Here is a 26,498-nt window from a genome sequence, read left to right as displayed (position 1 = left end):
ACCAAAGGCCCCGAGCGGCCCGGCCGAGCCGTTCCGTTCATCGCGCGGACACTACTCACGGGGCGCATGAAGTCAAGAGGCGCGCCGCACCCGCGCCGCGATCAGTGGTCGTGCGCAGGCTCGCTGTCGCCGAAGCCATGCATGCGCAGCGCCCATTGCAGCCCGATCGTCCCGCCCTTGAGCGGACGCAGAAGCGCAAGCGAGAGCAAGAGCGTCGCCGGAACCCAGATCGCCAGATGCGCCCACAGCGGTAGCGACCACAACTCCTCGACCCCCATGAAGAGGCCGACCACGAGATGGCCGACGATGAAGACGGTGAGGTAAGGCGGCAGGTCGTCCGCCCGGTGGTGATGCATTGTCTCGCCGCAGACGGCGCAATGGTCGACGCTTCGCAGGAACCCGGCGAAGAGCTTGCCCTCGCCGCAGTTCGGGCAGCGCATGAGAAGCCCGCGACCGATCGAGCGCCACAAGGGACGGGTCGTGGCGGTCTCTGTCCCGGCATGCCGGGGCGCCTCGAAGGCGAGTCCGTCGGTCTGTGTCGTCATCGTCTCTTCCTGACCCGCCCCGCCACGTTCTTTGGAGGTCCGCCGCGCCGTCCGCGACGCAGGTTGCTCTTGTGGAACGAGGCACTACCGCCCGGCAGCTTGCGCGGCTCGGTCAGCATCTCGAACCGCATGGAGCCTGCGAGCGGCTGGGCTTCCACGAGCCGCACCCGAACCGTGTCTCCCAAACGAAACCCCAATCCCGAGCGTTCCCCCACCAATGCGTGGCCGGCTTCGTCGTAGCGGAAGTAGTCTGAGCCCAGCGTCGAGACCGGCACGAAACCATCCGCGCCGAAGGCCGGCAACTGGACAAAGAGTCCGGACTTGGTGACGCCCTGGATCTTGCCGTCGAATTCCGCGCCGATCTGGTCGGCGAGGTGATGGGCGATCAGGCGGTCCACCGTATCGCGCTCGGCTGCCATGGCACGCCTCTCCGCCCGGCTGATCTCCTCCGCCGTCTCGTCGAGAACCGCTTCCTCCTCGCGCGTCAGGGCGCCGGGACCGAGTTCCAGTGCCAGCACCAGCGCCCGATGAACGATCAGGTCCGCGTAGCGGCGGATCGGGGAGGTGAAGTGCGCGTATCGCTGCAGGTTGAGACCAAAGTGCCCGATATTGTCGGGCGAGTAGACCGCCTGGCTTTGCGAGCGAAGCACGACTTCGTTCACGAGACTCTCGTGTTCCGTACCGCGCACCGTCTGCAGGAGGCCGTTGAAGTGACCCGGCCGCAGCGCACCGCTCTTGGCGAGCGGAAGCTCCAGCGTCCGCAGGAAGTCGCGCAGCGCTTCCAGTCGCGCGAGCGACGGCGCGTCGTGAGCGCGGTAGATCAGCGACTGCCGGTGCCGCTCCAGCTCCTCGGCCGCCGCGACGTTGGCCTGGATCATGAACTCTTCGATCAGGCGATGGGCCGCAAGGCGCTCGGGCACGACGACGCGGTCCACGCGGCCCGCGTCGTTCAAAATGATCTTTCTTTCCGGCAGATCGAGATCGAGCGGCTGGCGACGCTGGCGCGCATCGGACAGCTTGGCATAGGCCGACCAGAGAGGGCGAAGCACCGTCTCGACGATCGTCGGTTCGACCTCGTTCGGCAGCCCGTCGATCGCCGCCTGCGCTTGCTCGTAGGCGAGCTTGGCATGACTGCGCATCATGATGCGATGGAAGGAATGCCGTCGCTTGTCGCCACGCGCGTCGAAGACGAGGCGCACGGCCAGAGCGGGGCGGTCCACGTCCGAGCGCAGCGAGCAAAGATCGTTGGAGATGCGCTCGGGCAGCATCGGCACGACCCGGTCGGGGAAGTAGACGGAGTTGCCGCGCAGCCTTGCCTCGCGGTCGAGCGCGGTGCCGGGCCGAACGTACCAGGAGACGTCCGCGATCGCGACGGTCGCGATGATTCCGCCGGGGTTGCCCGGGTCGTCGTCGGCGCGCGCGTGGACCGCGTCGTCGTGGTCCTTCGCGTCTCGCGGGTCGATGGTCACGAGCGGCAGGTCGCGCCAGTCCTCGCGATGCTCCATCGTCGCCGGACCTGCTGCCTCGGCCTCGGTCAGTACCGACTTCGGAAAGACATGGGGGATCGAGTGGGCGTGGAGCGCGATCGTCGTGATGGCGCGCTCGGTACGCATCGAGCCGACGACGGCCACGACCGATCCGGTCGGCAGGCCGGCACGCAAGCGCGTGCTCGGCTCGATCTCGACGAGATCGCCATCTCGGGCGTCCATCGTGTCGCCCGGGCCGACAGCGTATTCGAGTTGGCGACGCTCGACCGGGTCCACGCGGCCTCCGCCTCCCGGCTCGCTGCGGAAGACGCCGATCACCCGCGCGCGCTGGCGTTCGAGGGCGCGGATCACGGTGGCGACAGGGCCGCCCTCCGCATCGTAGTCCAGCTTGGCGAGGACGCGCTCGCCCACGCCCGCCGCTCGTCCGGCCTCCTGCCGCAGCCGGAAACGCGGGCGCTCCACCGTCTCGCTCTCCCACGCAACCGGGTCGGCCAGCAGGCCACCCTCGTCGTCGCGGGCGCGGATCTCCAGAACTGCGACGCTCGGCAGGAGGTCGGGTTGCGAGTAGCGCTTGCGGCCGCCCGCCAGAACGCCCTCCGCCTGCAGGTCGGCCAGGATATCCTTCAGAAGGACGCGTGCCTCGCCCTTCACCCCGAACGCCTTGGCAAGGTCGCGCTTCGTCGCCCGGTCCGGGTTGCTGGCGATGAAGCGAAGGACCGCCTCGCGGCTCAGCGTATCGACGCCGTCACGGGATGCCCCTCGCTTCGACATGGCTACTCCGCCTTTGCTTTGGAGCGCGGACCCTTGACCAGTTCGGTCTTGGGCGCGGCGCGTGGGGCCGGCGCGGCCTCCGCCTTCGGGGCCTTGGCGGCGACGCGCTTGGCGGGCGTCTTCTTTTCTCCTGCGGCGGCGGTCTTCTTCGCCGCGGGTGCCTTCTTGGCCGTCTTCTTCGGTGCCTTGCCGCTCTTTTCGGCCCGCTCGTTCAGAAGCTGGATCGCCTCCTCCAGCGTGACAGAAGCCGGGTCCTTCGACTTCGGCAACGTGGCGTTGACCTTGCCGGCGTTGACGTAGGGACCGAAGCGGCCCTCACGAACGGTGATCGGACCGCCAATATCGGGATGCTCGCCGAGCGTCGCGATCGCGGCCGGCGTCGAGCGGGACCGCCCGCCGCGCTCCTTCTTCTCGGCGATCACCGTGACCGCACGGTTGAGACCGATGGTCAGGACGTCCTCGATCGTCTCCAGGTTGGCATAGGCCCCGTCGTGCTGGAGGAACGGCCCGTAGCGGCCGAGACCCGCCAGGATCGGCTTGCCGGTCTCGGGATGGGTGCCGACCTCGCGCGGCAGCGACAGAAGCTGCACCGCCTTCTCGAGGTCGATGTCGGCCACCAGCCATCCCTTCGGGAGCGACGAGCGCTTGGCTTCTTTGCCCTCGCCACGCTGGACATAGGGGCCAAAGCGCCCGGAGCGCAGCGTGACGGTTTCGCCCGTCGCTGGGTCCACGCCCAGCTCGCGCGGCTCGTTCAAGCCGCCGTCGCCCTCGGTGCCGTCGGCCTGGAGGTTGGTGCCGAGCTGCCGTGTAAAGCCGCACTCGGGATAGTTCGAGCAGCCGACGAAGGCGCCGAACTTGCCGAGCTTCAGGCTAAGACGTCCCTGGTTGCAGCGAGGGCAGGTGCGCGGGTCCGAACCGTCGCCGCGATCGGGGAAGGCGAGGGGGGCCAGCTCCTCGTTCAGCGCGTCGAGGACGTCGGTGACGCGCAACTCCTTGGTCGAGTCGATCTGTGCCGAGAAGTCGCGCCAGAAGTCGCGCAGCACGTCCTTCCAGGCGAGGTCGCCGGCCGAGATACCGTCGAGCTTGCCCTCGAGGTCGGCCGTGAAGTCGTACTCGACGTAGCGCTCGAAGAAGTTGTGCAGGAAGGCCGTCACCAGCCGACCCTTGGAGTCGGGCAGGAGCTTGCGGTTCTCCTGGACGATGTACTCACGGTCCTGCAACGTCTGGACGGTCGCCGTGTAGGTGGAGGGCCGCCCGATGCCGAGCTCCTCCATCTTCTTGATCAGCGAGGCCTCGGAGTAGCGTGGCGGGGGCTCGGTGAAGTGCTGGGTCGGCGTGACGGCCTTGCGGTCCAGCCGCTCGTCGCGCCGGATCTCGGGGAGGCGGGCCGAATCCTCTTCCTCCTCCGCCTGGTCGGCTTGCGTCTTGGAATCGTCGCGATGGTCCTGGTAGGCGGCGATAAAGCCGTCGAACCGCACGACGGAGCCGGTGGCGCGAAGCTGCGCGGCTTGGCCGCCGTTCTCGGCGCGGATCTCGGCCGTGGTGCGCTCGAACTCGGCGGACGCCATCTGGCTCGCGATGGCCCGCTTCCAGATCAAGTCGTAGAGACGCGCCTGATCGCGGTCGAGAAAGCGCTCCATGTCCTTGGGATGCCGGTCGAAGCTTGTCGGACGGATCGCCTCGTGGGCCTCCTGCGCGTTCTTCGCCTTCGTGGAATAGACGCGCGCCTTGTCGGGCACGTAGCGTGCGCCGAAGGTCGAACCGATTGTCACCCTGGCGGCATCGATCGCCTCGCCGGCCATCTGAACGCCGTCGGTTCGCATGTAGGTGATCAGGCCGACCGTCTCACCCCCGACGTCCATGCCCTCGTACAGACGCTGGGCGATCTGCATGGTGCGGGCCGCGCCGAAGCCGAGCTTGGCGGAGGCGGCCTGCTGCAGCGTCGAGGTCGTGAAGGGCGGGCTCGGATTGCGCTTGGCGGGCTTGGCCTCGACGCTCGTCACACTGAAGGCGGCGCCGTTCAGCATGTCGCGCATGGCGAAGGCGCGCGTCTCGTTGCCGATCGAAAGACGCTGGAGCTTCTCGCCCTCGAAGACCGTCAGACGCGCGTCGAACTGATCGCCCCGCGGCGTCGCGAGGCGCGCCACGATCTGCCAGTACTCGTCGGTCTTGAAACGCTCGATCTCGGCCTCGCGGTCGCAGACGAGACGCAGGGCCACGGACTGGACGCGGCCCGCTGAGCGGGCGCCCGGCAGCTTGCGCCACAGGACCGGCGACAGGTTGAATCCGACGAGATAGTCGAGCGCCCTGCGCGCCAGATAGGCGTCCACCAGCGGCCCGTCGATCTCGCGCGGGTTCGCGATTGCCTCGAGGATCGCCTTCTTGGTGATGGCATTGAAGGCGACGCGGCGAACCGGCTTGTCCTTAATCACCTTCTTCTGGCGCAGGACGTCGAGCACGTGCCAGGAGATCGCCTCGCCCTCGCGGTCGGGGTCGGTCGCCAGGATCAGGGCATCGGCGCTCTTCATCGCCTGCGCGATCTCTGACAGGCGCTTGGAGGAAGGGCCGTCCACGGCCCAATCCATCGCGAAGTCGTCGTCGGGACGCACGGATCCGTCCTTGGCCGGCAGGTCGCGCACGTGGCCGAAGGAGGCGAGCACCTTGTAGTTGCTGCCGAGATACTTGTTGATCGTCTTCGCTTTGGCAGGCGACTCGACGATGACGAGTTCCATGTTGGCTTGGATCCTGGGAGGAGGGGTGCCTTGGGGTCGGTCACCCCGCATGTCGTCCGTTCACATGGACAGTGGCGAGACGCCGGTCAACCCCGGCGCGACCAGCGCGGCCTCAGCCCAGGAGCGAGACGTTGCCGCCCGGATGGCGTTCGAGCCGGCCCGCAAGTTCGAGTTCGATGAGCACGAGCTGAAGCGTGGCCGCGTCGACCCCGGCATGCGCGAGAAGGTCGTCGTGCGCCGTCGGTGCGATGCCCAGCGCCTGGACGACGCGGTCCCGATCCGTCTCGGGCGCGTCGAAGATCGGCGCCTCCGCAGGCTCGGCTTCCGCGAGCGGCATCGGGGCTCTCACCAGGGGCGCCAGCTCGTCGAGAAGGTCCTGTGGCTCGAGCGCGAAGCTCGCGCCGTCCTTGAGAAGGGCGTTCGTGCCGGCGGCGCGGGGTTCGAGCGGCGAGCCGGGAACCGCGAAGACGAGACGCCCCATCTCGGCGGCGAGGCGCGCCGAAATCAGCGAGCCCGAGCGCTTGGCCGCTTCGACAACCAAAACGGCAAGCGACAGCCCGACGACGATGCGGTTGCGTCGGGGAAAGTCCACCGCGCGCGGCTCCCAGCCGAACGGCATCTCCGTCATGAGGCATCCGCCGCGGTCGACGATGCTCCGCATCAGCGGCCGGTTCTCGTCGGGATAGGGTTTGTCGAGCCCCCCTGCGAAGACGCCGACCGTCCCGGTCTCGAGACTTGCGCGATGCGCCGCCGTGTCGATGCCGCGTGCGAGCCCCGATACGATCGTACAGCCCGATGCCCCGAGCGCGGCGGCGAAGGTCTCGGCCAGTCGCATGCCGGCCGCCGAAGACTTGCGCGAGCCGACGATCGCGACCGGCGTGCGGGCGAGGATCGTCGGCTCACCCATGACGGCAAGGAGCGGCGGGGCCGCGTCGGCGGCGCGAAGCGTCGCGGGATAGGCTGGATGGTCGATATCGAGGAACCACGCCCCCATGCGCCGGGCGGTTCCGAGTTCGGCCTCGGCCGCCGCGAGCGGGTAGGGCATGATCCGGCTCCGCGCTCCGCCGCGCCGGGCGAGGTCGGGCAGCGCGTCGAGGGCTTCGCGCGGGCCGCCGAAGCGGGTGACGAGATGGCGGAAGGTAACCGGGCCGACATTGTCGGACCGGATCAGGCGTATCCAGTCGAGAAGCGTTTCGTCCGCAAGCCGCGAGCGCCCTTCACTCAACCCTTGGCTCCAATGCGGCCTTCCGTCCCGGCGCGCAGCCGCCGGATATTGGGCGCGTGCTTCCAATAGACGAGGATCGTGAGGATCGCAGAGAGCTCGGCCGCCATCAGGTTGCCCATCAGCAGATAGCCGACGGGGACGACAAGCGTTGCCAGAAGGGCCGCGAGCGAGGAATAGCGCCAGACCTTGGCCGCGCCCAGCCAGACCGCGGCGAAGACGAGCACGCCCCAGGGCGCGAAGCCGAGCAGAATGCCGATATAGGTCGCGACGCCTTTTCCGCCCCGGAAGCCGAGCCAGACGGGGAAGAGGTGGCCGAGAAAGGCGCCGAGGCCGGCGGCCGCCGCCGCCAGCGGTCCGAAGCGCCAGAAGACGAGGATCGGAACCGTGGCCTTCAGGAGGTCGCCGAGCAGCGTCAGCGCCGCGACCTTCTTGTTGCCCGTGCGCAGGACATTGGTCGCCCCGATATTGCCGGAGCCGATCGAGCGCAGGTCGCCTAGGCCGAAGAGCCTCGTCAGGATCAATCCGAAGGCGATCGTGCCGCAGAGGTAGCCGACGCCCAGAGCCAGGAGGACGGTTCCGGCCGGCGTCCCGGTCCAGTCGAACTGCATCATGCCGCAACGCTCCGCGCATCGTGCTCGAACACCGTCCGACCCCCCACGATCGTTCGCATTACCGCGCCCTGGAAGCGTGCGTTTTCAAAGGCCGTGTTCTTCGAGCGCGAGCCGATCCGGTCCTTGGTGAAGACGAAGGGGGCGTCGAGATCGACCAGCGTGAGATCGCCGGGGCGGCCGGGCTGGAGCGTGCCGCGATCGAGCCGCAACAGCTCGGCCGGCGCCGACGTCACCGCCTCCAGAAGCCGCAGCAGCGGAACGCGGTCGGTATGATGGAGGCGCAAAAGCGCGGGAAGAAGCGTTTCCAACCCGATCGCGCCGCTCTCGGCCTCCGCGAAGGGGCGGCGCTTGCCGTCCGCGTCCTGCGGGTCGTGCGAGGAACAGACGATGTCGATCGTCCCGTCGGCCAGCGCCTCGATCATGGCCTGGCGATCGTCTTCGCTGCGCAGGGGCGGCGACAGACGGAAGAAGGTCCGGTACTCGCCGATGTCGTTCTCGTTGAGCGAGAGATGGGCGATCGAGACGCCTGCCGTCGCCCGGACGCGGTCGCGCTTGGCGCGGCGCATGGCCTCCGCCGAAAGGGCGGTGGAAATCTGGGCCGCGTGATAGCGAGCACCCGTCAGGGCGGCGAGGCGAAGGTCGCGCTCGAGCGGGATCACCTCCGCCTCGCGCGGTATCGCCGGCAGGCCCAGCCAGGAAGCCAGCAGGCCTTCCGTGACGACGCCGGACCCCGCGAGATCCGCATCTTGCGTCTCATGCATCACGAGCGCGTCGAAGTCGCCCGCATAGGTCATGATCCGCCGCATCAGGCCGTTGTTGCGCAACGTATGCCGGCCGTCCGTGAAGGCGCGCACGCCCGCCCCAGACAGGAGGCCGATTTCCGTCATCTCCTCGCCGCGCAGGCCGCGCGTCAGCGCGGCGGCGGGAAAGACGTTGACGGCCGAGGTCTCGCGCGCCGTGCGCACGATGAATTCCGCCAGCGCCACGTCGTCGATCACCGGATCGGTGTCGGGCATGACGAGGATGGACGTGACGCCTCCGGCCGCCGCGGCACGGCCCGCCGAACGGATCGTCTCGCGGTGCTCGCCGCCCGGCTCCCCGACGAAGACACGTGCGTCCACGAGGCCGGGCAGGCAGGCGAGGCCCGAACCGTCGATCGTCTCCGCACCATCGGGAACGGCGGCGGCCCCGCCGGAGGCCGAGAGAATCACGCCGTCGCGCACGAGAACCGTGCCCACCGCGTCGAGTTTGCGCGAGGGGTCGAGGATGCGGACGTTCGTGACCGCAAGCGGACGCGCGGTGTTCATCGGGCCGCTCCAGCCGCGTTCGCGTCCATCATCCACTCCATCACGGCCATCCGGACGGCGACGCCCATCTCGACCTGTTCCTCGATGACGCTCTGCGGTCCGTCCGCAATCTCGGATGCAATCTCGACGCCCCGGTTCATGGGACCGGGATGCATGACCAGCGCATCGGGCTTGGCGTGACCGAGCTTCTGCGCGTCGAGGCCGAAGAAGCGGAAGTACTCGCGCACGGAGGGCACGAAGGAGCCCTGCATCCGCTCGCGCTGCAGCCGCAGCATCATGACGACGTCGGCGCCCGCGAGCCCTTCCTCCATGCGACGGAAGACGCGCACGCCCATGTCCTCGATGCCGGCCGGGAGCAGCGTCGATGGCGCGACGACGCGCACCTCCGCGCCGAGCGCGTTGAGAAGCAGAATGTTGGAGCGCGCGACGCGGCTATGCAGGACATCGCCGCAGATCGTCACGATGAGGCGCGCAACGCGTCCCTTGCGGCGACGGATCGTGAGGGCGTCGAGCAGCGCCTGCGTCGGGTGTTCGTGCGCGCCGTCTCCGGCGTTGACGACCGAGCAGGCGACCTTCTGCGCCAGGAGCGCGACCGCGCCTGCCGCATGGTGACGCACGACCAGGATGTCTGGCCGCATGGCGTTCAGCGTCATCGCCGTGTCGATGAGCGTCTCGCCCTTCTTCACCGAAGAGTTGGCGACCGACATGTTCATGACATCGGCGCCGAGGCGCTTTCCGGCCAGCTCGAAGGACGCCTGCGTCCGCGTCGAGGCCTCGAAGAAGAGGTTGATCTGGGTCCGGCCCCTGAGCGCCGTCTTCTTCTTGTCGAGCCCAAGGCTCACCGACACGGCAACGTCGGCGCGATCCATCAGCTCGTGAATGTCGGGAAGCGACAGCCCGGCTATGCCAAGCAGGTGTCGGTGCGGAGCGGTTCCGGGGCGCGTGGGGTCTGTCATCCTGAAGCCGGGCTATAGGCGATGGCATCCCGCTCCACAAGGCGATCGGCCGCACGGTCGCCGTTCCGTTAACCCTAACGAATGGTATCGTTTGCGGCGCGGGAGCCGATCCCAGACCCTGCCGTTAACGCCTTGTTAACGGATGCAGGAGAGCGCCGGTGATTCGCCTTCCCAGTTCCTTCGCGCTGGCCGCCTGGTCCGGCTTCCACGCGGTGACCGCGCTGACCCAGCTTACCGCGACGTCCGGTCGTGAGGTTTTGTTCGGCGTCCCGCTCGACCCGCCGGCGGCAGGCGGCGCGGAGCAGGGCCTGCTCGTCGTTCTCTCGATGGGCGCCGCGGCGATTCCGGCCGCTGCGCTTTTTCACATTCACTCGCGCGATGCCGAAACCGTCCGACGGGGCGAGGGCCTCGCCTTCGTCGGTCTCGGCATCTCCTTCGCCTTCGTCCTGGCGGCCCTTCTGTTCGACGCACCCTTTGCCAGCGTCGTGTCGCGCGTCGATCTGGCCTTATGGTCGGTCGCGCTCACGGTCCTCGCCTTTGCGTTCGACAACTGCCTGTTCGCACCGGATGAACCGGAGGACGAGATGGAGTTGCGCCGGGCGCTTCTCGCGTTGGACGCCTCGATCCCCCGCCAGCCGCGAGGCGGTGAGTTGCCGGGCACCTCCGAAAAGAGGGGATGATGCGCTGGTTTCTCACACTGTGGTTCGCGCCGATGTCGTTTCTCGCGCTGTGGCTCGGCCTCGCCTCCCACGACCTGAACTTCGGCATGCTCTTCTTCTCACGCGCGCTCTACGACCATGTCTTCGGTCTCTACGCAGCGGCGCTGGGCGTGGCGCCTGAGACCCTGCCGCCTCTCGTCGTTCGGGCGCTGATTCTCGACTCGCTGATCGTGGTTTCCGTCTTCGCGTTCCGCAGGCGAAGAGCGGTTGGGGCCTGGTTCAGCGCGGTGCGTCAGCGCAACTCCCGCTCATCTGCCTCGAACAGAACCGCGAGCCTGTCCAGCGCGCCCTGAAGGATGAAGCTCGCCGCCGCCGCGTCGATTCGCTCGGCGCGGCGGCGGCGCGACAGGTCCATCTCGATCATGCCCCGCTCGGCGGCCACCGTCGAAAGTCGCTCGTCCCACAGGACGATCGGGCGCGGGTCGAGACGCGCGTAGTTGCGGGCGAAGGCGCGACTCGACTGCGCACGAGGTCCCTCCGAACCATCCATGTTCAGCGGCAGACCGAGCACGATCGCGCCGGCGCGCGCCTCGTCGAGCGCGCGGCGCAGTTCCTCGGCGTCCTGCGTGAACTTGCGCCGGGCGATGGTGTGGCGCGGCGTCGCGAAGGCGAGGCCGAGATCCGAGACGGCGACGCCGATTGTCTTCGTCCCGAGGTCGAGCCCCGCGATCGTCGAGTTCGACGGCAGGCAGGCGAGCAACTCGCCGATATCGATGATTCCCACTCACACCTCGTCTTGATCGGTCGCGCGCGATCCTAGCTTAGCGTCTGGCCGGCCACGACGCGTCGGCCGGCTATTTGCGCGAGGAGTCGGACCCGCCCATGAAGATGACCTATTTCGGCCATTCGGCCTTTCGAATCGAGAGCGGATCGGCGGTGATCCTGATCGACCCGTTTCTGACCGGGAACCCTCACTTCAAGGGCGACGTTGCCGAGGCGACGAAGGGGACGACCCATATCGTCCTGACGCACGGCCATTTCGACCATGTCGGCAACACGATCGACATTGCCAAGCGCACGGGTGCCAGCGTCGTCGGCACGTTCGAGCTCGTGCAGTGGCTGTCGAAGAAGGGCATCGAGAAGATCGAGCCCGCCAATACCGGCGGAACGGTCAAGTTCGACGACTTCTCCGTCACGCTGACCCAGGCCTTCCACTCCTCGGGCTCGGTCGAGGAGAACGGAACCGTCACCTATCTCGGCATGCCGAACGGCGTGGTGCTCCATTTCGCCGAGGGCGGCAGCGTCTATCATATGGGCGACACGGACATCTTCGGCGACATGGCGATCATCGAGGAGCTTCACCATCCCAAGATCGGCCTCGTCCCGGTCGGCGACCGGCTGACCATGGGCGCGGCGGTCGCGGCGCTCGCCTGCCGCCGCTACTTCAACTTCGAGAAGATCATCCCGCTGCACTACGGCACGCTTTCGATCCTCGATCCCAATCCGGACAAGTTCAAGGACGCCATGGAGGACGAGGCCAGCCGCATTCTCGTGCCCGAGGTGGGTAAGCCCTTCGATATCTGAGCGGCTTCGCGCGAAGGCTCTCGCGCCGCGCGCGGCGTTGCGCGGGTCCGGACCCGCCGGTATAGCGTCGGCATCCATTGCCGACGCTGAAGGAACCGCATGTCAGTCGATCCCGCTACCGTTCGCCGCGTCGCACGCCTTGCCCGCATCGCGGTGTCGGACGAGGACGTCGTGACGATGCAGGCCGAGCTGAACGCCATCCTCGGCTTCGTCGAGCAGCTCGGCGAGGTCGACGTTTCCGGTGTCGAGCCGATGACCTCGGTTATTCCGATCGAGATGAAGAAGCGCCGGGATGTCGTCACGGACGGCCACAAGGCCGACGACATCGTGGCCAACGCGCCCGAAACCGAGGACCATTTCTTCTTGGTTCCGAAGGTCGTCGAATAGCATGGCGGACGCGACCTCGATCAGTGCGGAGACCCCGCTGCAGGACGACGTTCGCGCCATGGTGGCGGAGCTCAACGACACCATGCGCCCCTTGTCGCCGCCCGAATTCCAGTTCCAGCTGACCGTGGAGCAGATGGCGGAACCGAGCGTCACGGTGTTCGTGATGCGCGATCCGGCTGGCTCGCCGCTCGGAATGGCCTCTCTGAAGATCCATGACGAGGAGCTCGGCGAGGTGAAGCGCATGTTCACCTATCCCGCCCTTCGCGGACAGCGCGTCGGTACGCGGCTTCTCGAGTGCGTCGAAGCCCTAGCTCGCGACAAGGGGCTCGGGCGTCTGGTGCTCGAGACCGGCGAGGCGCCCGGCTTCGAGGCGGCCTGGCGGCTCTACGAGCGATGCGGCTTTCGCGTCTGCGGCGCGGTTCTCGACTATCCCGATTCCGGCTTCTCGCGCTTCTACGAAAAGACACTGACGCCATGACCGACCTGACCGCCCTGACGATCGCCGAAGCCAGAGACAAGCTGGCCGCCAAGGATTTCACGGCCCGCGAGCTGACCGACAGCTATCTGTCCGCGATCGACGCCGCGAACGAGACATTCAATGCCTATGTCGCCGTGACCGCCGATAAGGCGCGCGACATGGCCTCGGCGTCCGACGCGAGGCTCGCGGCGGGAACCGGCGGCGCCCTGGAGGGCATCCCGCTCGGCATCAAGGACCTGTTCGCCACGGAAGGCGTTCATACGCAGGCCTGCTCGCACATCCTCGACAAGTTCGAACCGCGCTACGAATCGACCGTCACGGCGAACCTGTGGGCCGACGGCGCGGTGATGCTCGGCAAGCTCAACATGGACGAGTTCGCCATGGGCTCCTCCAACGAGACGAGCTACTACGGCCCGGTCGTGAACCCCTGGCGACGCCAGGGCTCTGACATGAAGCTCGTGCCGGGCGGCTCCTCGGGCGGCTCGGCCGCGGCGGTCGCCGCGCGCCTGTGCGCCGGCGCGACGGCCACCGACACGGGCGGCTCGATCCGCCAGCCCGCAGCCTTCACCGGCACCGTCGGCATCAAGCCGACCTACGGGCGCTGCTCGCGTTGGGGCACGGTGGCCTTCGCCTCGTCGCTGGATCAGGCGGGGCCTATCGCACGCGACGTTCGCGACGCCGCGATCCTTCTGAAGTCCATGGCCTCGGTCGATCCCAAGGACACGACGTCGGTCGACCGGCCCGTGCCGGACTACGAGGCGGCGATCGGCCGCTCGGTGAAGGGCCTGCGCATCGGCATCCCGCGCGAGTATCGCGTTGAGGGCATGGCCGCCGAGATCGAAACCTTCTGGCAGCGCGGCATCGCCATGCTGCGCGAGGCGGGAGCCGAGATCGTCGACGTCTCGTTGCCACATACGAAATACGCGCTGCCGGCCTACTACATCGTCGCCCCCGCCGAAGCCTCGTCCAACCTCGCGCGCTATGATGGCGTGCGCTACGGCCTGCGCGTTCCAGGCCGCGACGTCGCGCAGATGTACGAGAACACGCGCGCCGCCGGCTTCGGTCGCGAGGTGAAACGCCGCATCATGATCGGCACCTACGTGCTGTCCGCCGGCTACTACGACGCCTACTACCTCCAGGCCCAGAAGGTTCGCACGCTCATCAAGCGCGACTTCGAGGCCGCGTTCGCGGATGGGGTGGACGCGTTCCTGACGCCGGCGACTCCTTCGGCCGCCTTTGGCATCGGCGACGAGGATCTCGCGGCCGATCCGGTGGCGATGTATCTGAACGACATCTTCACGGTCACCGTGAACATGGCCGGCCTTCCCGGCATCGCCGTTCCCGCCGGCCTTTCGGCCGAGGGGTTGCCGCTCGGACTCCAGCTTATCGGCCGACCGTTCGACGAGGAGACGCTGTTCTCCACCGCAAGTGTCATCGAGAAGGCCGCCGGCCGTTTCGAGCCGGAACGCTGGTGGTGAACGCCGCACGGCAGGCCCTGGACCGGCTCGCCGCGGGCGACTGGGAAGGGGCTCACGCCCTGGTTCAGGACGACGCCTCGCAGGCGGCCGCCTGGGTCCATGCCTTACTGCATCGCATCGAGGGCGACGAGAGCAACGCCGCCTACTGGTACCGCCGTGCCGGGCGCCCGATGGGGACGGGCGACACGGAGGCGGAACGCCGGGCGATCGCGCTGGAGCTGGGCGCCGCCGGCTGAGCGTCGTGGCGACGGCCTGCCGCCGCACTGCGCCATACCCTTGAACGGCTTGGTCCTTTGATCTAGCCCTCGTCCCAACCGACCGAACGCCGGACCACCCATGCCTCTCGTCGACACCCGCACGCCCGACCCGAAGAAGTTCATCCCCGGCGCCACCGGCGACTGGGAGATCGTGATCGGCATGGAGGTCCATGCGCAGGTCCTGTCCGAGGCGAAGCTCTTCTCGGGCGCTTCCACGCGCTTCGGCTCCGAGCCCAATGACAATGTCAGCCTTGTAGACGCGGCCATGCCCGGAATGCTGCCGGTCATCAACGAGGAGTGCGTGCGCCAAGCCGTGCGCACCGGTCTCGGGCTGAAGGCGCAGATCAACAACCGCTCGGTCTTCGATCGCAAGAACTACTTCTATCCGGACCTGCCGCAGGGCTACCAGATCTCGCAGTTCGCCCATCCGATCGTGGGCGAGGGTATCGTGATCGTCTCGGTCGGGCCCGACCAGAAGGGCGGCTTCGAGGATATCGAGGTCGGAATCGAGCGCCTGCATCTCGAGCAGGACGCCGGCAAGTCGATGCACGACCAGCATGCGACCATGAGTTTCGTCGACCTGAACCGCTCGGGCGTGGCGCTGATGGAGATCGTCTCCAAGCCCGACATGCGCTCGTCCGACGAGGCACGCGCCTATCTCACCAAGCTGCGCACGATCCTGCGCTATCTCGGCACGTGCGACGGCAACATGGACGAGGGCTCCATGCGCGCCGACGTCAACGTGTCCGTACGCCGGCCGGGCGGCGCTTTCGGCACGCGCTGCGAGATCAAGAACGTCAATTCGATCCGCTTCGTCGGTCAGGCGATCGAGTCGGAGGCCCGACGCCAGATCGCGATCCTCGAGGAGGGCGGCGAGATCGACCAGGAGACGCGGCTCTTCGACCCCGTGAAGGGCGAGACGCGCGCCATGCGGTCCAAGGAGGACGCGCACGACTACCGCTACTTCCCCGATCCGGACCTTCTGCCGCTCGAATTCGACGATGCCTTCGTCGAGGACCTGGCGAAAGACCTGCCGGAACTGCCCGACGACAAGCGCCAGCGGTTGATCGCCTCGGGCCTGTCGCCTTACGACGCCTCGATCCTGGTGTCGGAAAAGGCGATCGCGGACTTCTTCGAGGGCGTCGCCGAGGGACGCGACGCCAAGCAAGCCGCCAACTGGGTCATCAACGACCTTCTCGGCGCGCTCAACAAATCCGGCAGGGGCATCGAGGAGACGCCGGTCTCTGGCGCCCAACTCGGGACCCTGCTCGATCTCGTTCGGGAGGGCACGATCTCCGGAAAGATCGCCAAGGACGTCTTCGAGATCCTCTGGAACGAGGGCGGCGACGCGCGAGAGATCGTCGAGAGTCGCGGCCTGCGACAGGTCACCGATACCGGCGCGATCGAGCGGGCGGTGGACGAGGTGATCGCCGCCAACCCCGACAAGGTCGCGCAGGCTCAGGCGAAGCCGACGCTCGCCGGCTGGTTCGTCGGCCAGGTCATGAAGGCGACCGGCGGCAAGGCCAATCCCCAGAGCGTGAACGACCTTGTGAAGGCCAAGCTGAACCTGCCGTGACGCCGGTCTTCCTGCGAACGGGCGGCAAGGCGGACCTGGCCCGCGTCAGCCGCCTTCTCGGCGAGACGTGGCACGCGACCTACGACGGTATCTACGGGTCGGACCGTGTCGAGCAGATCACGGCCGCCTGGCACACGCCGAGCCGGCTGGCCGGCCATCTCGCTCGTCCCTCGTCCGAATTCGTCGTCGCCGACGACGGCTCGCGGCTACTGGGCATGGCCTACGCGGCGGCGGCCGACGGCAAGCTGGTGGCGCTCCACCAGCTCTACGTCCTGCCCGAGGCGCAGGGGCGCGGCATAGGAAGCGATCTCCTTGCCGAGATCAAGAACGCCTTCCCGGACGCGCGACGCATCCGGCTGGAGGTCGAACTCGCCAACGCCGGAGCCCTGCGCTTCTACGAGCGCCGGGGCTTTGCGGTCACGGGCCCGGCGGCTGCGCCGTCCGAGACGGCGGGCATCGACCTCGTGGTGATGGAGAAGCGCCTCGCATAGCGTCGCGGCAGCGGTTCGCCATGGACATTTGCGGGGCGCGGCACGATAACGGCGCCGACGAGACGGAGCGGCATTCGCATGACCCTCATGAAGTGGCTGACGGAAATCTTCACCTGGTGGAACGGCCAGACCATCGGCACGCGGTTTCACACGTGGCGGTTCGGCCAGCGCGTGGGCGAGGACGAGAGCGGCAACGTCTACTACCAGACCGCCGACGGAAAGCGCCGCTGGGTGATCTACAACGGTCCTGCCGAGGCGAGCGCGATCGGTCCCGGCTGGCATGGCTGGATGCACCACCGCACCGATACGCCGCCGCCCAAGGACGGCTACACGCCCCATCCTTGGGAAAAGCCGCATACGCCGAACCTGACGGGCACGGGTCTCGCCTACCGGCCGAAGGGCTCGCTGCTCAACACCGCAGAGCGTCCGCGCGTCACTGGCGACTACGACGCCTGGCAGCCGTAACCATGCGCCGTCTGGCTCTAGCTGCCGCCGCGCTGGTTCTGGCCTGCGCGCCGGCCTCGGCGGAGCGCGTGGCCAACCGCATCGCGGTCTTCTCCGGGCTCGACAAGATCACCGGCAAGATCACCACCTTCGACGTTCAGGTCGACGAGACGGTGCAATTCGGCGCCCTGCAGGTCACCCCGCGTGCCTGCTACACGCGCACGCAGGACGAAGCCCCGAAGACGGACACGTTCGTGGAAGTGGACGAGATCACGCTCCAGCGTGAGATCCGGCGCATCTTCACGGGCTGGATGTTCGCGGATTCACCCGGCCTCAATGCCGTGGAACATCCGATCTACGATGTCTGGCTCAAGGACTGCAAAACGGACTCGACCGTGCCGGCACCCGCCGGATAAAAGGTGGCCGGCACCTCGATCGCGTGCGCAAGGCGCTCGCGATATTCGGCGCGTCGGATCTCGATCGCCCCGAAGCGCGAGAGATGGGCGTTCTTGAACTGCGTGTCGAGCAGCGTATAGCCGCCGCGCACAAGCCGCTCCCATAGAAAGACAAGCGCGACCTTCGAGGCGTCCGTCGCCCGCGAGAACATGCTCTCGCCGAAGAACGCGCCGCCGAGGCTCACCCCGTAGAGGCCGCCCTCCAGCCGGTCGCCGTCCCACGCCTCGACACTGTGGGCATGCCCGATATCATGGAGGCCGAGATAAAGACGCCGGATCTCGGCGTTGATCCAGGTCTGCTCGCGGCCGGGTGCCGGTTCGGCGCACGCATCCACGACCGCCGCGAAGGCCCGATCGACATGGACCTCGTAGCGGCGACGTCGGATCGTCTTGATCAGCGAGCGCGGCACATGGAGCGCGTCGAGCGGCAGGATGCCACGACGCTGCGGGTCCATCCAATGGATGAACGGGTCGTCCGCGTTCTCGGCCATGGGAAAGATCCCGGCCGCATAGGCGCGCAGGAGAAGCTGCGGCGTGATCTCGATCTCGCCGCCGCGCCTTGACATGGGTCAGGCTGCCTTGGCGGCCGCCGCGAGATACTGCTCCAGCCAATGGATGTCGTAGTCGCCCCGCTGCATGTCCGGATTGTCCACGAGATCCTGGAACAAGGGCAGCGTCGTCTTGACGCCGTCGACGATGATCTCGTCGAGTGCGCGGCGAAGGCGCATCAGGCATTCGTTCCGGTTGCGCCCGTGAACGATGAGCTTGCCGATCAGCGAGTCGTAGAAGGGCGGAATCGAGTAGCCCTGATAGACACCGGAATCGACGCGCACGCCGAGGCCGCCGGGTGCGTGGTAGTAGCTGATCTGGCCGGGCGAGGGCGCGAAGGTGCGCGGGTCCTCGGCGTTGATGCGGCATTCGATCGCGTGGCCCGAGAACTGGACGTCGGACTGGGTCACCGAGAGGCCGAGCCCGGCTGCGACGCGGATCTGCTCGTGTACGAGGTCGAGCCCGGTGATTGCCTCCGTCACCGGATGCTCCACCTGCAGACGCGTATTCATTTCGATGAAATAGAACTCGCCATTCTCGTACAGGAACTCGATCGTGCCGGCGCCGCGATAGTGAAGCTCGGCCATCGCGTTGGCGCAGATCTCGCCGATGCGGCGGCGCTGCTCGTCGTCGAGCGCGGGCGAGCGAGCCTCTTCCCAGACCTTCTGGTGACGGCGCTGGAGCGAGCAGTCGCGCTCGCCGAGGTGAACGGCCTTGCCGGCGCCGTCGCCGAAGACCTGAACCTCGATATGGCGCGGTTTGCCGAGATATTTCTCGAGATAGACGGCATCGTCGCCGAAGGCGGCGCCTGCCTCGGAGCGGGCCGTCGCCAGCGCCAGCGACAGGTCGACTGGCGTATGGGCGACCTTCATGCCGCGACCGCCACCGCCGGCTGATGCCTTCACAAGCACCGGAAAGCCGATGTCGCGCGCGATCCGCATCGCCTCGTCGTCGTCGGTCACGGCACCGGGCGACCCGGGAACCACCGGGATGCCGAGGCGCTGCGCCGTGCGCTTGGCCTCGATCTTGTCGCCCATGATGCGGATGTGGTCGGCTGTCGGACCGATGAAGGTGATGTTGTGAGCGTCCAGAATGTCGGCAAAGCGCGCATTCTCGGACAGGAAGCCGTAGCCTGGGTGGACGGCGTCCGCCCCGGAGATCTCGCAGGCCGCGAGAATGGAGGGGATGTTGAGATAGCTGTCGCGCGCCGGCGGCGGACCGATGCAGACGCTCTCGTCGGCAAGGCGAACGTGCATGGCGGCGTTGTCGGCCGTGGAATGCACCGCGACCGTCGCGATGCCCAGCTCCTTGCAGGCGCGCAGGACGCGCAGCGCGATCTCGCCGCGATTGGCGATCAGGACCTTGTTGAACATGGGCATCCTCGTATCGAAAAACGTCTCGGGACCGGCGCTCGGCATCCGCCTCGGCGGCTAGCCGATGACGACGAGCGCCTCGCCGTACTCGACCGGCTGGCCGTTATCGACGCAGATCCGCTTCACCGTGCCCGAGCGGGGCGCGGGAATCTGGTTCATCGTCTTCATCGCTTCGATGATCAGGAGCGTCTCACCTTCCGAGACGGTCTGACCGATCTCGATGAAGGGCTTCGCGCCGGGCGCCGAGGCCAGGTAGACCGTGCCGACCATGGGCGAGGGGACGGAGCCGACCTCGGGTCCGGCGCTCGCCGGCGCAGGTGCGGCGGCCGCAGGCGCCGCGACCGGGGCGGGAGCAGCCATCTGATGGGGTGCCGGCATGGTCATCGCGTAACCGCCGGCCGCCACGTATTCCTTCTGCCGTGAAACGCGGATACGCAGGTCGCCCTGCTCGATCTCGATCTCCGTCAGGTCCGTATCGTTGAGGATGTCGGCCAGCTCCCGAACGAGCGAGCGGTCAACGGACGTATCCTTTTGCGACATGGTGTTCCTTCGGAAGATGGGTGGCGCGAGGGCCCGACGACGTGGGAGCGGTCCCGTCCCGCCGGAGCGGCACGAAAGACCTCGTTCGCGAGGGAAACGGCGCCCGCCCGCACTTGTTGCCCTATAGACCGCGTGGCCGTGCCCGAAAAGTCCTCAAGACGCAAGAGTTGCGTCTCAACAGGAGGCCTTTCCGCATTGCCGGACGTTGGCGATCCGCTTGGCGAGCGCATCCGCCCCCACGGCACCGGAGACGAGTTCCCCGCCGACGACATAGGTGGGCGTTCCACTAATGCCGAGCGTGTCGAGGAGATGCGCCGATTCCGCGAGCACGCTTGTGACCGTCTCGCTTTGAAGCAGCGGCAGGAGGCGCTCGCGCGCCACGTCGTAGTCGGCCGCGACGGCCAGCGCGCGCTCCTGGTCGACACGCTCGCGCGAGGCGAGAAGCGCCTTCTGATAGGCGGGATAGCGATCCGGCGCGAGCGCGCGGAAGGCAAGGCTCACGCGCGTCGCCGCCTCCGAGTCGGGCCCGAGAACCGGTACTTCCTTCAAGACGACGCGCAGCTTCGGGTCCGCCGCGACGAGGACCTCCATGTCCGAGGCCGCGCGCTTGCAGTAGCCGCAGTTGTAGTCGAAGAACTCGGTGATCGTGACGTCGCCCGCCGGGTTGCCGGCCGCCGTCCCATTGGGGGTGGTCGTCAGGAGCTGTGAGACGGAGGCGATGGCCGCGCTTCGCGAGGCTTGCATTTCGGCGGTGCGCTTGGCCTCCAGCGCATCGATCGCCTCCAGCAGCACCTCGGGATGAGCGACGAGATAGTCTCGGACGATCTTCTCTATGTCGCGCGTCTGCGTCTCGTCGAAAGCGTGCGCGGGAATGCTCGCGAAGAGAGCGGCGGCGGCGATGCAGGCGTGAATGGGTTTCATTTCGTCGCGATCTTGGTGGTGAGGATGTCCTGCGCCTGCCGCCATTGTGGCGAGTTGGGACGGAACTTGCCCTGTGCACGGGCGGCGAAGATTTTCGCCTGCCGGAAGTTGCCGGCCTGCCAGTAGCCTTCCGCCGTGGCGAGCTCGGCCGCGCCGATCTCGCCCATCCTGCCGTAGGCCATGGCAAGGAATTCGTAGGCGGTGGAGTTGTTCGGATCGGTCTGCAGGCCGCGCTCGATCTGGGCAACGGCTTCGGGCATGCGCCTGGGATTGCCGCCGGTCACGATCGCCTGACCGACCGAGGCCTTGAGGAGACCGGAATTGGACCTGTCGAGCTTCTCGGCCCGCGAGAAGGCGGCCGCTGCTTCTTCCGAACGTCCCGACGCCATCAGGATTTCGCCCCGCACCTCCTGAAACCAGGGATTTGCGGCGTCTTCGGCAATGAGCCTGTCGATCTTGTCGAGCGCCATGCGGGGGGAGCCGGCAAGGTGCGTCGCGATCGCGTCGCCGTAGCGCGAAGCCATGCCGAGCTGGTCGCGCGGGAACGCGCGCCGGACCTGCGTGGCGCCGCCGTTATAGGCAGCAATCTTCGCCCGGGCGAGGTCGTGACGCAGCTGCAGCGCTGGCGAATCCTTCTTGCCGAAGTAGGGGCTTGCTTTCGCAGCGTCCTGGAGGCGCCCGAGCCGCTCCTGAGGCGCCGGATGCGACGAGAGATAGACGTTCGGGGTTACGCCCGACAGCATGTTCTGGCGCATCAGCCCCTCGAAGCTGTCCAGCAACCCCTTGGGCGACTGCTGCGTCTTCTCGAGGTAGACGAGCGCCGAGCGGTCGGCGGTGACCTCTTCCGTGCGCTGGTAGGCGAACAGGCTGCGCTGCGCGATGCCGCCGCCGCTCGTCATCAGCCCGCCGCCGACGCCGGCGAGCGACCCCGAACCCGAGGCCGCACCGGCCGCCGCGACGCCCGCGCCGAGCAGGCCCGCCACGACCGCGATGATCTGGGCGCGCGCGATCTGGTCGCGTAGACGCTCCTGATGACCGCCGGCTAGGTGCCCGACCTCGTGCGCGATGACCCCGATCGTCTCGTTCGGCGTCTCGGAGTTCAGGATCGTGCCCGTGTTGATGAAGATCCGCCGGCCCGCCACGAAGGCGTTGAAGGCGAGGTCGTTGACGAGGACGATGTCGACGCGGCTCGGCGAAAGGCCGGCCGCGCGCAGGATGGGCGTCGCGTAGTCGCGCACGAGGCTTTCGATCTCGGCGTCCCGCACGATCGGCAGCCGCGTGCGGCCGGACGACTGAGCGCCCGCCGGCACAACCGCCGTGGTTGCCATGACGACACCCAGCGTGGCGGCGACGGCTCGCCGTGCCGCTTCCCTCCATCCCATCGCCATTCGGGTCTTTCCCTCGTCGTCCGCCCGATTCTATGTACCGCGATCGGCGCGCCGGTACGACCCGCTTGCCGCATTCCAATCCGGCGTTTGTGAGGCCCCATGGATCTGCCATCTCCCGTCCGCGCGTCGCGGCGCTCGAACGTCGATCCGTTCCGAGCCATGGACGTCATGGCCGAGGCGAACCGCATGAAGGCGGCCGGGCTGCCGGTCATCTCGCTTGCGGTCGGGCAACCCTCGGCTTCGGTGCCCGCACAGGCGCTGGACGCGGCCCGGCGCTTCATGGAGGCTGGACGCATCGGCTACACCGACGCGCTTGGCCGCGCTTCCTTGCGCGAGCGCATCGCGCGGCAAGCGGTGGCGGCTTATGGCGTGGCGCTGTCCCCCGAGCGGGTCATGGTTACGACCGGATCGTCCGCGGGCTTCAACCTCGCCTTTCTTGCCGCCTTCGACGAGGGCGACCGCGTGGCGATCGCAACGCCCGGCTACCCCGCCTATCGCAACATCCTGCGCGCGCTCGGCCTCGTTCCGGTCGATATCTGCGTCGATGCGACGGAAGGTTACCTCCTGACGGCGGACCGCCTCCTTGCCGAACACCGCCTGGAGCCTTTGCAGGGCGTCCTCATCGCCAGTCCCGCCAATCCCACGGGCACGGTGACGCCGCGCGCCGAGTTCGAGCGGCTGATCCGGGTCGCGGAAGGCGAGGGCATCACCTTCATCTCGGACGAGATCTACCATGGCCTCGTCTTCGGTGAGCCGGCGGCCAGCGCGCTGGAGTTCACCGACCGGGCGATCCTGGTGAACTCCTTCTCGAAGTACTATTGCATGACCGGATGGCGGGTCGGCTGGCTGGTGCTTCCTCCCGAACTCGTGCGGGTCGCGGAGCGGCTGGCGCAGAGCCTCTACATCTCGCCGCCCGAGCTCAGCCAGGTCGCGGCCGAGGCGGTGATGGACGCGACCGCCGAACTCGACGCGATCCGCGACACCTACGACGCCAACCGGCGACTTCTCGAGGTCGCGCTGCCGGAGATCGGATTCCGCGATATCGCGCCGGTGGACGGCGCGTTCTACGCCTATGCCGGCGTGCCGGAAGGCAAGGGGCAGGCCACCGCCTTCGCCCGCCGCGTCCTCGCCGAGACGCATGTGGCGATCACGCCCGGCACCGACTTCGACCCGGCACGTGGGGAGGACTTCGTGCGGCTCTCTTATGCGGGCCACCCGACCGAGATCGCGACCGCGGTGGAACGGTTGCGCCGCTTTCTCGCCAAGCCCTGAACACGAACGGGGCGCCGCAAGGGCGCCCCGTCCGGAATCTCAGAAGAAGGAGCGCTTGGCCCACCAGCCGGTCCGCTTCGGCCGGTCGGCCTCGGCTTCCGGCTCCTCGCCGTTGGACGTGATTCGAGGACCGCGCGTGGCGGAGTCCGGTTGGTCCTGAGCGGCCTCGACCTCGCTCTCGATGATCTCGTTGGGGACGCTGGTGGCGTCCTCCACGTCCGGGAACACCTCGTCGAGCGGGGGATTGCCGTCGATCAGCGCGCCCGCCTCCGCCGTGTCGGCGATGACCTCGTTCTCGTCCGGCGGCACCGCGAGGTTCTCGTCCTCGAGATCCGCGACCCGAGCGCCGTCAAGATCGACGCCCTCGATGGCATCCACGGCATCCGTCATCTCGGGCTCGGGCGAGCGCTCGGCGACATCGCCGATCTCGACAGGGTCGAGCGTCTGGGAACCGTCATCCTCCGCGATCGCGTCATCGATCACGACCGGCAGGTCCTCGCCGGCACCGGCACCGCCAGCGACATCCATGACAGGCGCGTCATGGGCACCGTCCTCGCGGCTGCGACGACCGCCACGACGACCGCGACGGCGGCGCTTGCGCTCGCGGCTTTCGGCATCGTCGCCGCCAGCCTCTCCCGACTCGCCGGCGACTTCGACCTCAGCATCCGAGGCCTCGGCGACGCTTTCGTCGTCCGTGCCCTCCGCCGTCGCCTCAGCCTCGGACTCACCCTCGCCATTGCGTCGGCCACCCCGACGACGACGACGGCGGCGGCGGCCGTTGCCATCCTCGCGCGTGTTCGTCTCAAGCGTGCCGTTGGCCTCGGGCGCCTCTTCTTCGGCAGCCTCCTCGTCCGTGACGTCCTCGACCTCTTCGATCTCCTCGGCCACGACCGAGACGGGCTGCACGGGCTCGGGACGGGGACGCTTTACCGCCTCGGCACCGTGCTCGATCGCGATGTGCTGGTGCCCGACGCCCTCCACGGCCTGGAGGATGATGCGCACGCCGTGGTGCTGCTCCAGGTCGTCGATCGTCGCCCGCTTCTCGTTGAGCACGTAGAGCGCGGTCGAGGTCGGCACCTTCACGATGACGTCGTGCGTGCCGTGCTTCTGGAGGTGCTCCTCCAGCGTTCGCAGGAGGTGCAGGGCCAGCGAGGACTCGGAGCGGATATACCCGTTTCCGGCGCAGACCGGGCAAGGCTGCATCGTGGATTCAAGGACGCTGGCACGAATGCGCTGGCGGCTCATCTCCAGAAGGCCGAAGTGCGAGATGCGACCGATCTGGATGCGCGCGCGGTCGTCCTTGAGGCACTCCTTCAGGCGCTTCTCGACGTTCCGGTTGTTGCGCTTCTCCTCCATGTCGATGAAGTCGATGACGATCAGGCCAGCGAGATCGCGCAGGCGCAGCTGGCGGGCGACCTCCTCGGCCGCCTCCAGGTTTGTCTGGTAGGCGGTATCCTCGACCGAGTGTTCGCGCGTCGAGCGACCGGAGTTGACGTCGATGGCGACCAGCGCCTCGGTCTGGTTGATGATGATGTAGCCGCCCGACTTCAGCGTCACGCTCGGCTGCAGCATCTTGTCGAGCTGCGCCTCGATGCCCGAGCGCGCGAAGATGGGCACCGGCTCGCGATAGGGCTGGACCACCTTCGCCTGGCTAGGCATCAGCATCCGCATGAAGTCTTTGGCTTCGCGGTAGCCGCCTTCGCCCGCGACCAGAACCTGGTCGATATCCTTGTTGTAGAGATCGCGGATCGAGCGCTTGATGAGCGAGCCTTCCTCGTAGACGAGGGCGGGCGCCGACGACTGGAGCGTCATCGTGCGCACGGTCTCCCAAAGGCGCATCAGGTACTCGTAGTCGCGCTTGATTTCGGGCTTGGTGCGGTTGGCGCCGGCGGTGCGAAGGATGATTCCCATGCCGCGGGGCACCTCGAGGTCGCGCACGAGGTCCTTCAGCCGCTTGCGGTCAGCCGCGTTGGTGATCTTGCGCGAGATGCCGCCGCCCCGTGCCGTATTGGGCATGAGGACCGAGTAGCGGCCGGCCAGCGACAGGTAGGTGGTCAGCGCGGCACCCTTGTTGCCGCGCTCTTCCTTCACGACCTGCACGAGCAGGATCTGGCGGCGCTTGATGACCTCCTGGATCTTGTACTGCTTGCGGGGCGGGCGGCTCGTGCGAACCGGAACCTCCTCCATCGCGTCCTCGGAGCCGATCTCGTCGACCTGCTCGGCCTCATCGCCGGAGGCGGCTTCCGCTTCGACGGCCTCGCCGCGCCGGCCGCCACGACGGCGTCGGCCGGAGGACCGGCGCGACGTGCGGGCCTCGCCCTCGGAGGCTTCCTCGCTCTCGGCGCCGGTCTCGCTTCCGGCGTCCGCAGTCTCGCTCTCGGCCGCGGCTTCGACGATCTCGGCGACGCTCTCCTCGACGACGGGCGTCGCTTCCTCGCCGGATGCCGTCGTGGCTTCGTCTTCGCTGTCGTCTGCCAGATCGCCCGGTCCGGCGCCGCCGAGTTCCTCGACGTCGTCGTCCTCGACGATTTCCTGCGCGCCGCCCTCGTCGGCCTCGGTCTCGTCGACCGACTCGGACACCGACTCGCCGTCGGGCGTGTCGGTCGAGGCCTTCGCGTCACCGCCGCGACCCCTGCGGTTGCCGCGACCGCGCGCGGTGGAACGAGCGGGCTTCGGCTCGTCCTCCTCCTCTTCTTCGCGCGCCCGGGCGAGCTCATCCTCGATGAGGGCCTGCCGGTCGGCGACCGGGATCTGGTAGTAGTCTGGGTGGATCTCGCTGAAGGCGAGGAAGCCGTGGCGGTTGCCGCCATACTCGACGAAGGCCGCCTGGAGCGACGGCTCGACGCGGATCACCTTGGCGAGATAGATATTGCCCTTGAGCTGCTTCTTGTGCTCGGACTCGAAGTCGAACTCCTCGACCCGGTTACCCTTGACGACGACGACCCGGGTCTCTTCCGGATGCGACGCGTCGATCAGCATCTTGTTTGCCATGAAATCTCAACTCCCGGACCC

General features: G+C 67.8%; 26 protein-coding genes. 12 read left to right on the top strand and 14 right to left on the bottom strand.

Annotated features, from left to right (window positions below; all coding sequences use genetic code 11):
• Positions 1-101: 101 nt before the first annotated feature.
• The 7 genes from AUL35_RS14525 to AUL35_RS14495 form a co-directional block, all read right to left on the bottom strand.
• Positions 102-545 (bottom strand): DUF983 domain-containing protein, encoded by a 444-nt coding sequence (locus AUL35_RS14525; protein WP_062015980.1) that lies wholly within the window; start codon positions 543-545, stop codon positions 102-104.
• On the bottom strand, positions 542-2,803 hold the full coding sequence (gene rnr, locus AUL35_RS14520) for a ribonuclease R (RefSeq protein WP_062015978.1): 2,262 nt from the start codon (positions 2,801-2,803) through the stop codon (positions 542-544). The genes AUL35_RS14525 and rnr overlap by 4 nt, the downstream gene beginning before the upstream one ends.
• Positions 2,804-2,805: 2 nt before the next feature.
• Positions 2,806-5,535, bottom strand: a complete 2,730-nt coding sequence (gene topA / locus AUL35_RS14515) for a type I DNA topoisomerase (RefSeq protein ID WP_062015976.1) — start codon at positions 5,533-5,535, stop codon at positions 2,806-2,808.
• Between the two features lie 112 nt (positions 5,536-5,647).
• Positions 5,648-6,760 carry a DNA-processing protein DprA gene (gene dprA / locus AUL35_RS14510; protein ID WP_062015974.1) on the bottom strand — a complete coding sequence of 371 codons (1,113 nt, stop codon included), beginning with the start codon at positions 6,758-6,760 and terminating at the stop codon, positions 5,648-5,650.
• The gene (gene plsY, locus AUL35_RS14505) at positions 6,757-7,371 is read right to left on the bottom strand and encodes a glycerol-3-phosphate 1-O-acyltransferase PlsY (RefSeq protein ID WP_062015972.1); all 615 of its coding nucleotides are present in this window, start codon (positions 7,369-7,371) and stop codon (positions 6,757-6,759) included. The genes dprA and plsY overlap by 4 nt, the downstream gene beginning before the upstream one ends.
• Positions 7,368-8,678: a dihydroorotase gene (locus tag AUL35_RS14500; protein ID WP_062015971.1), complete on the bottom strand. Its 1,311-nt coding sequence runs from the start codon at positions 8,676-8,678 to the stop codon at positions 7,368-7,370. Before AUL35_RS14500 ends, plsY begins: the two co-directional genes overlap by 4 nt.
• A complete protein-coding gene (locus tag AUL35_RS14495) occupies positions 8,675-9,634 on the bottom strand; it encodes an aspartate carbamoyltransferase catalytic subunit (protein WP_062015969.1) in 960 nt (319 codons plus the stop codon). Before AUL35_RS14495 ends, AUL35_RS14500 begins: the two co-directional genes overlap by 4 nt.
• A gap of 158 nt (positions 9,635-9,792) precedes the next feature.
• On the opposite strand from AUL35_RS14495, the gene AUL35_RS14490 reads away from it, so the two are divergent.
• Together AUL35_RS14490 and AUL35_RS14485 are read left to right on the top strand one after the other, a co-directional pair.
• Complete coding sequence (locus tag AUL35_RS14490; RefSeq protein ID WP_062015967.1) at positions 9,793-10,314, top strand: hypothetical protein; 522 nt, start codon at positions 9,793-9,795, stop codon at positions 10,312-10,314.
• Positions 10,314-10,646 carry a DUF6105 family protein gene (locus tag AUL35_RS14485; RefSeq protein ID WP_062016048.1) on the top strand — a complete coding sequence of 111 codons (333 nt, stop codon included), beginning with the start codon at positions 10,314-10,316 and terminating at the stop codon, positions 10,644-10,646. Before AUL35_RS14490 ends, AUL35_RS14485 begins: the two co-directional genes overlap by 1 nt.
• Here the strand turns inward: AUL35_RS14485 and ruvX are convergent.
• Complete coding sequence (gene ruvX / locus AUL35_RS14480) at positions 10,586-11,077, bottom strand: Holliday junction resolvase RuvX (RefSeq protein WP_062015965.1); 492 nt, start codon at positions 11,075-11,077, stop codon at positions 10,586-10,588. The two genes, AUL35_RS14485 and ruvX, sit on opposite strands and share 61 nt — an antisense overlap.
• A 98-nt stretch (positions 11,078-11,175) precedes the next feature.
• Between ruvX and AUL35_RS14475 the strand changes: the two genes are divergently transcribed.
• The 9 genes from AUL35_RS14475 to AUL35_RS14435 all read left to right on the top strand — a co-directional run bounded on the left by AUL35_RS14475 (position 11,176) and on the right by AUL35_RS14435 (position 17,404).
• Positions 11,176-11,877: a metal-dependent hydrolase gene (locus tag AUL35_RS14475; RefSeq protein ID WP_062015963.1), complete on the top strand. Its 702-nt coding sequence runs from the start codon at positions 11,176-11,178 to the stop codon at positions 11,875-11,877.
• Positions 11,878-11,976: 99 nt separating this feature from the next.
• Positions 11,977-12,264 carry an Asp-tRNA(Asn)/Glu-tRNA(Gln) amidotransferase subunit GatC gene (gene gatC, locus AUL35_RS14470; RefSeq protein WP_062015962.1) on the top strand — a complete coding sequence of 96 codons (288 nt, stop codon included), beginning with the start codon at positions 11,977-11,979 and terminating at the stop codon, positions 12,262-12,264.
• Position 12,265: 1 nt separating this feature from the next.
• Positions 12,266-12,742 (top strand): GNAT family N-acetyltransferase, encoded by a 477-nt coding sequence (locus AUL35_RS14465; RefSeq protein ID WP_062015960.1) that lies wholly within the window; start codon positions 12,266-12,268, stop codon positions 12,740-12,742.
• Positions 12,739-14,220, top strand: a complete 1,482-nt coding sequence (gatA, locus tag AUL35_RS14460) for an Asp-tRNA(Asn)/Glu-tRNA(Gln) amidotransferase subunit GatA (protein WP_062015958.1) — start codon at positions 12,739-12,741, stop codon at positions 14,218-14,220. The genes AUL35_RS14465 and gatA overlap by 4 nt, the downstream gene beginning before the upstream one ends.
• Positions 14,214-14,456 (top strand): hypothetical protein, encoded by a 243-nt coding sequence (locus tag AUL35_RS14455; RefSeq protein WP_062015956.1) that lies wholly within the window; start codon positions 14,214-14,216, stop codon positions 14,454-14,456. The genes gatA and AUL35_RS14455 overlap by 7 nt, the downstream gene beginning before the upstream one ends.
• A gap of 100 nt (positions 14,457-14,556) precedes the next feature.
• Positions 14,557-16,053 carry an Asp-tRNA(Asn)/Glu-tRNA(Gln) amidotransferase subunit GatB gene (gene gatB, locus AUL35_RS14450; RefSeq protein ID WP_062015955.1) on the top strand — a complete coding sequence of 499 codons (1,497 nt, stop codon included), beginning with the start codon at positions 14,557-14,559 and terminating at the stop codon, positions 16,051-16,053.
• Entirely contained in the window at positions 16,050-16,544 is a 495-nt protein-coding gene (locus tag AUL35_RS14445) for a GNAT family N-acetyltransferase (protein WP_062015953.1), read from the top strand. Before gatB ends, AUL35_RS14445 begins: the two co-directional genes overlap by 4 nt.
• 87 nt (positions 16,545-16,631) lie before the next feature.
• The gene (locus AUL35_RS14440) at positions 16,632-17,009 is read left to right on the top strand and encodes an NADH:ubiquinone oxidoreductase subunit NDUFA12 (RefSeq protein ID WP_062016046.1); all 378 of its coding nucleotides are present in this window, start codon (positions 16,632-16,634) and stop codon (positions 17,007-17,009) included.
• 2 nt (positions 17,010-17,011) lie between these two features.
• Entirely contained in the window at positions 17,012-17,404 is a 393-nt protein-coding gene (locus AUL35_RS14435; protein ID WP_062015951.1) for a DUF2155 domain-containing protein, read from the top strand.
• Here AUL35_RS14435 and aat read toward each other — a convergent pair.
• The 5 genes from aat to AUL35_RS14410 all read right to left on the bottom strand — a co-directional run bounded on the left by aat (position 17,344) and on the right by AUL35_RS14410 (position 22,208).
• Positions 17,344-18,009, bottom strand: a complete 666-nt coding sequence (gene aat, locus AUL35_RS14430; protein WP_062015949.1) for a leucyl/phenylalanyl-tRNA--protein transferase — start codon at positions 18,007-18,009, stop codon at positions 17,344-17,346. The genes AUL35_RS14435 and aat overlap by 61 nt on opposite strands.
• Before the next feature lie 3 nt (positions 18,010-18,012).
• The gene (accC, locus tag AUL35_RS14425; protein WP_062015947.1) at positions 18,013-19,365 is read right to left on the bottom strand and encodes an acetyl-CoA carboxylase biotin carboxylase subunit; all 1,353 of its coding nucleotides are present in this window, start codon (positions 19,363-19,365) and stop codon (positions 18,013-18,015) included.
• 57 nt (positions 19,366-19,422) lie between these two features.
• Positions 19,423-19,905, bottom strand: coding sequence for an acetyl-CoA carboxylase biotin carboxyl carrier protein (accB, locus tag AUL35_RS14420; protein ID WP_062015945.1), 483 nt, complete (start codon positions 19,903-19,905; stop codon positions 19,423-19,425).
• A gap of 174 nt (positions 19,906-20,079) precedes the next feature.
• Positions 20,080-20,826, bottom strand: coding sequence for a DsbA family protein (locus AUL35_RS14415; protein ID WP_062015944.1), 747 nt, complete (start codon positions 20,824-20,826; stop codon positions 20,080-20,082).
• Positions 20,823-22,208: a M48 family metalloprotease gene (locus tag AUL35_RS14410; protein ID WP_244493783.1), complete on the bottom strand. Its 1,386-nt coding sequence runs from the start codon at positions 22,206-22,208 to the stop codon at positions 20,823-20,825. The genes AUL35_RS14415 and AUL35_RS14410 overlap by 4 nt, the downstream gene beginning before the upstream one ends.
• A gap of 174 nt (positions 22,209-22,382) precedes the next feature.
• On the opposite strand from AUL35_RS14410, the gene AUL35_RS14405 reads away from it, so the two are divergent.
• A complete protein-coding gene (locus tag AUL35_RS14405; protein WP_374754497.1) occupies positions 22,383-23,486 on the top strand; it encodes a pyridoxal phosphate-dependent aminotransferase in 1,104 nt (367 codons plus the stop codon).
• Positions 23,487-23,525: 39 nt separating this feature from the next.
• Here AUL35_RS14405 and AUL35_RS14400 read toward each other — a convergent pair whose 3' ends face one another.
• Positions 23,526-26,477, bottom strand: a complete 2,952-nt coding sequence (locus tag AUL35_RS14400) for a ribonuclease E/G (RefSeq protein WP_062015939.1) — start codon at positions 26,475-26,477, stop codon at positions 23,526-23,528.
• Positions 26,478-26,498 lie beyond the last annotated feature (21 nt).

This window comes from Aureimonas sp. AU4, assembly GCF_001463765.1.
GTDB lineage: Bacteria > Pseudomonadota > Alphaproteobacteria > Rhizobiales > Rhizobiaceae > Aureimonas.
Note: the sequence above shows the minus strand (reverse complement) of the source record. Positions and strands in the feature narration are given on the sequence as shown.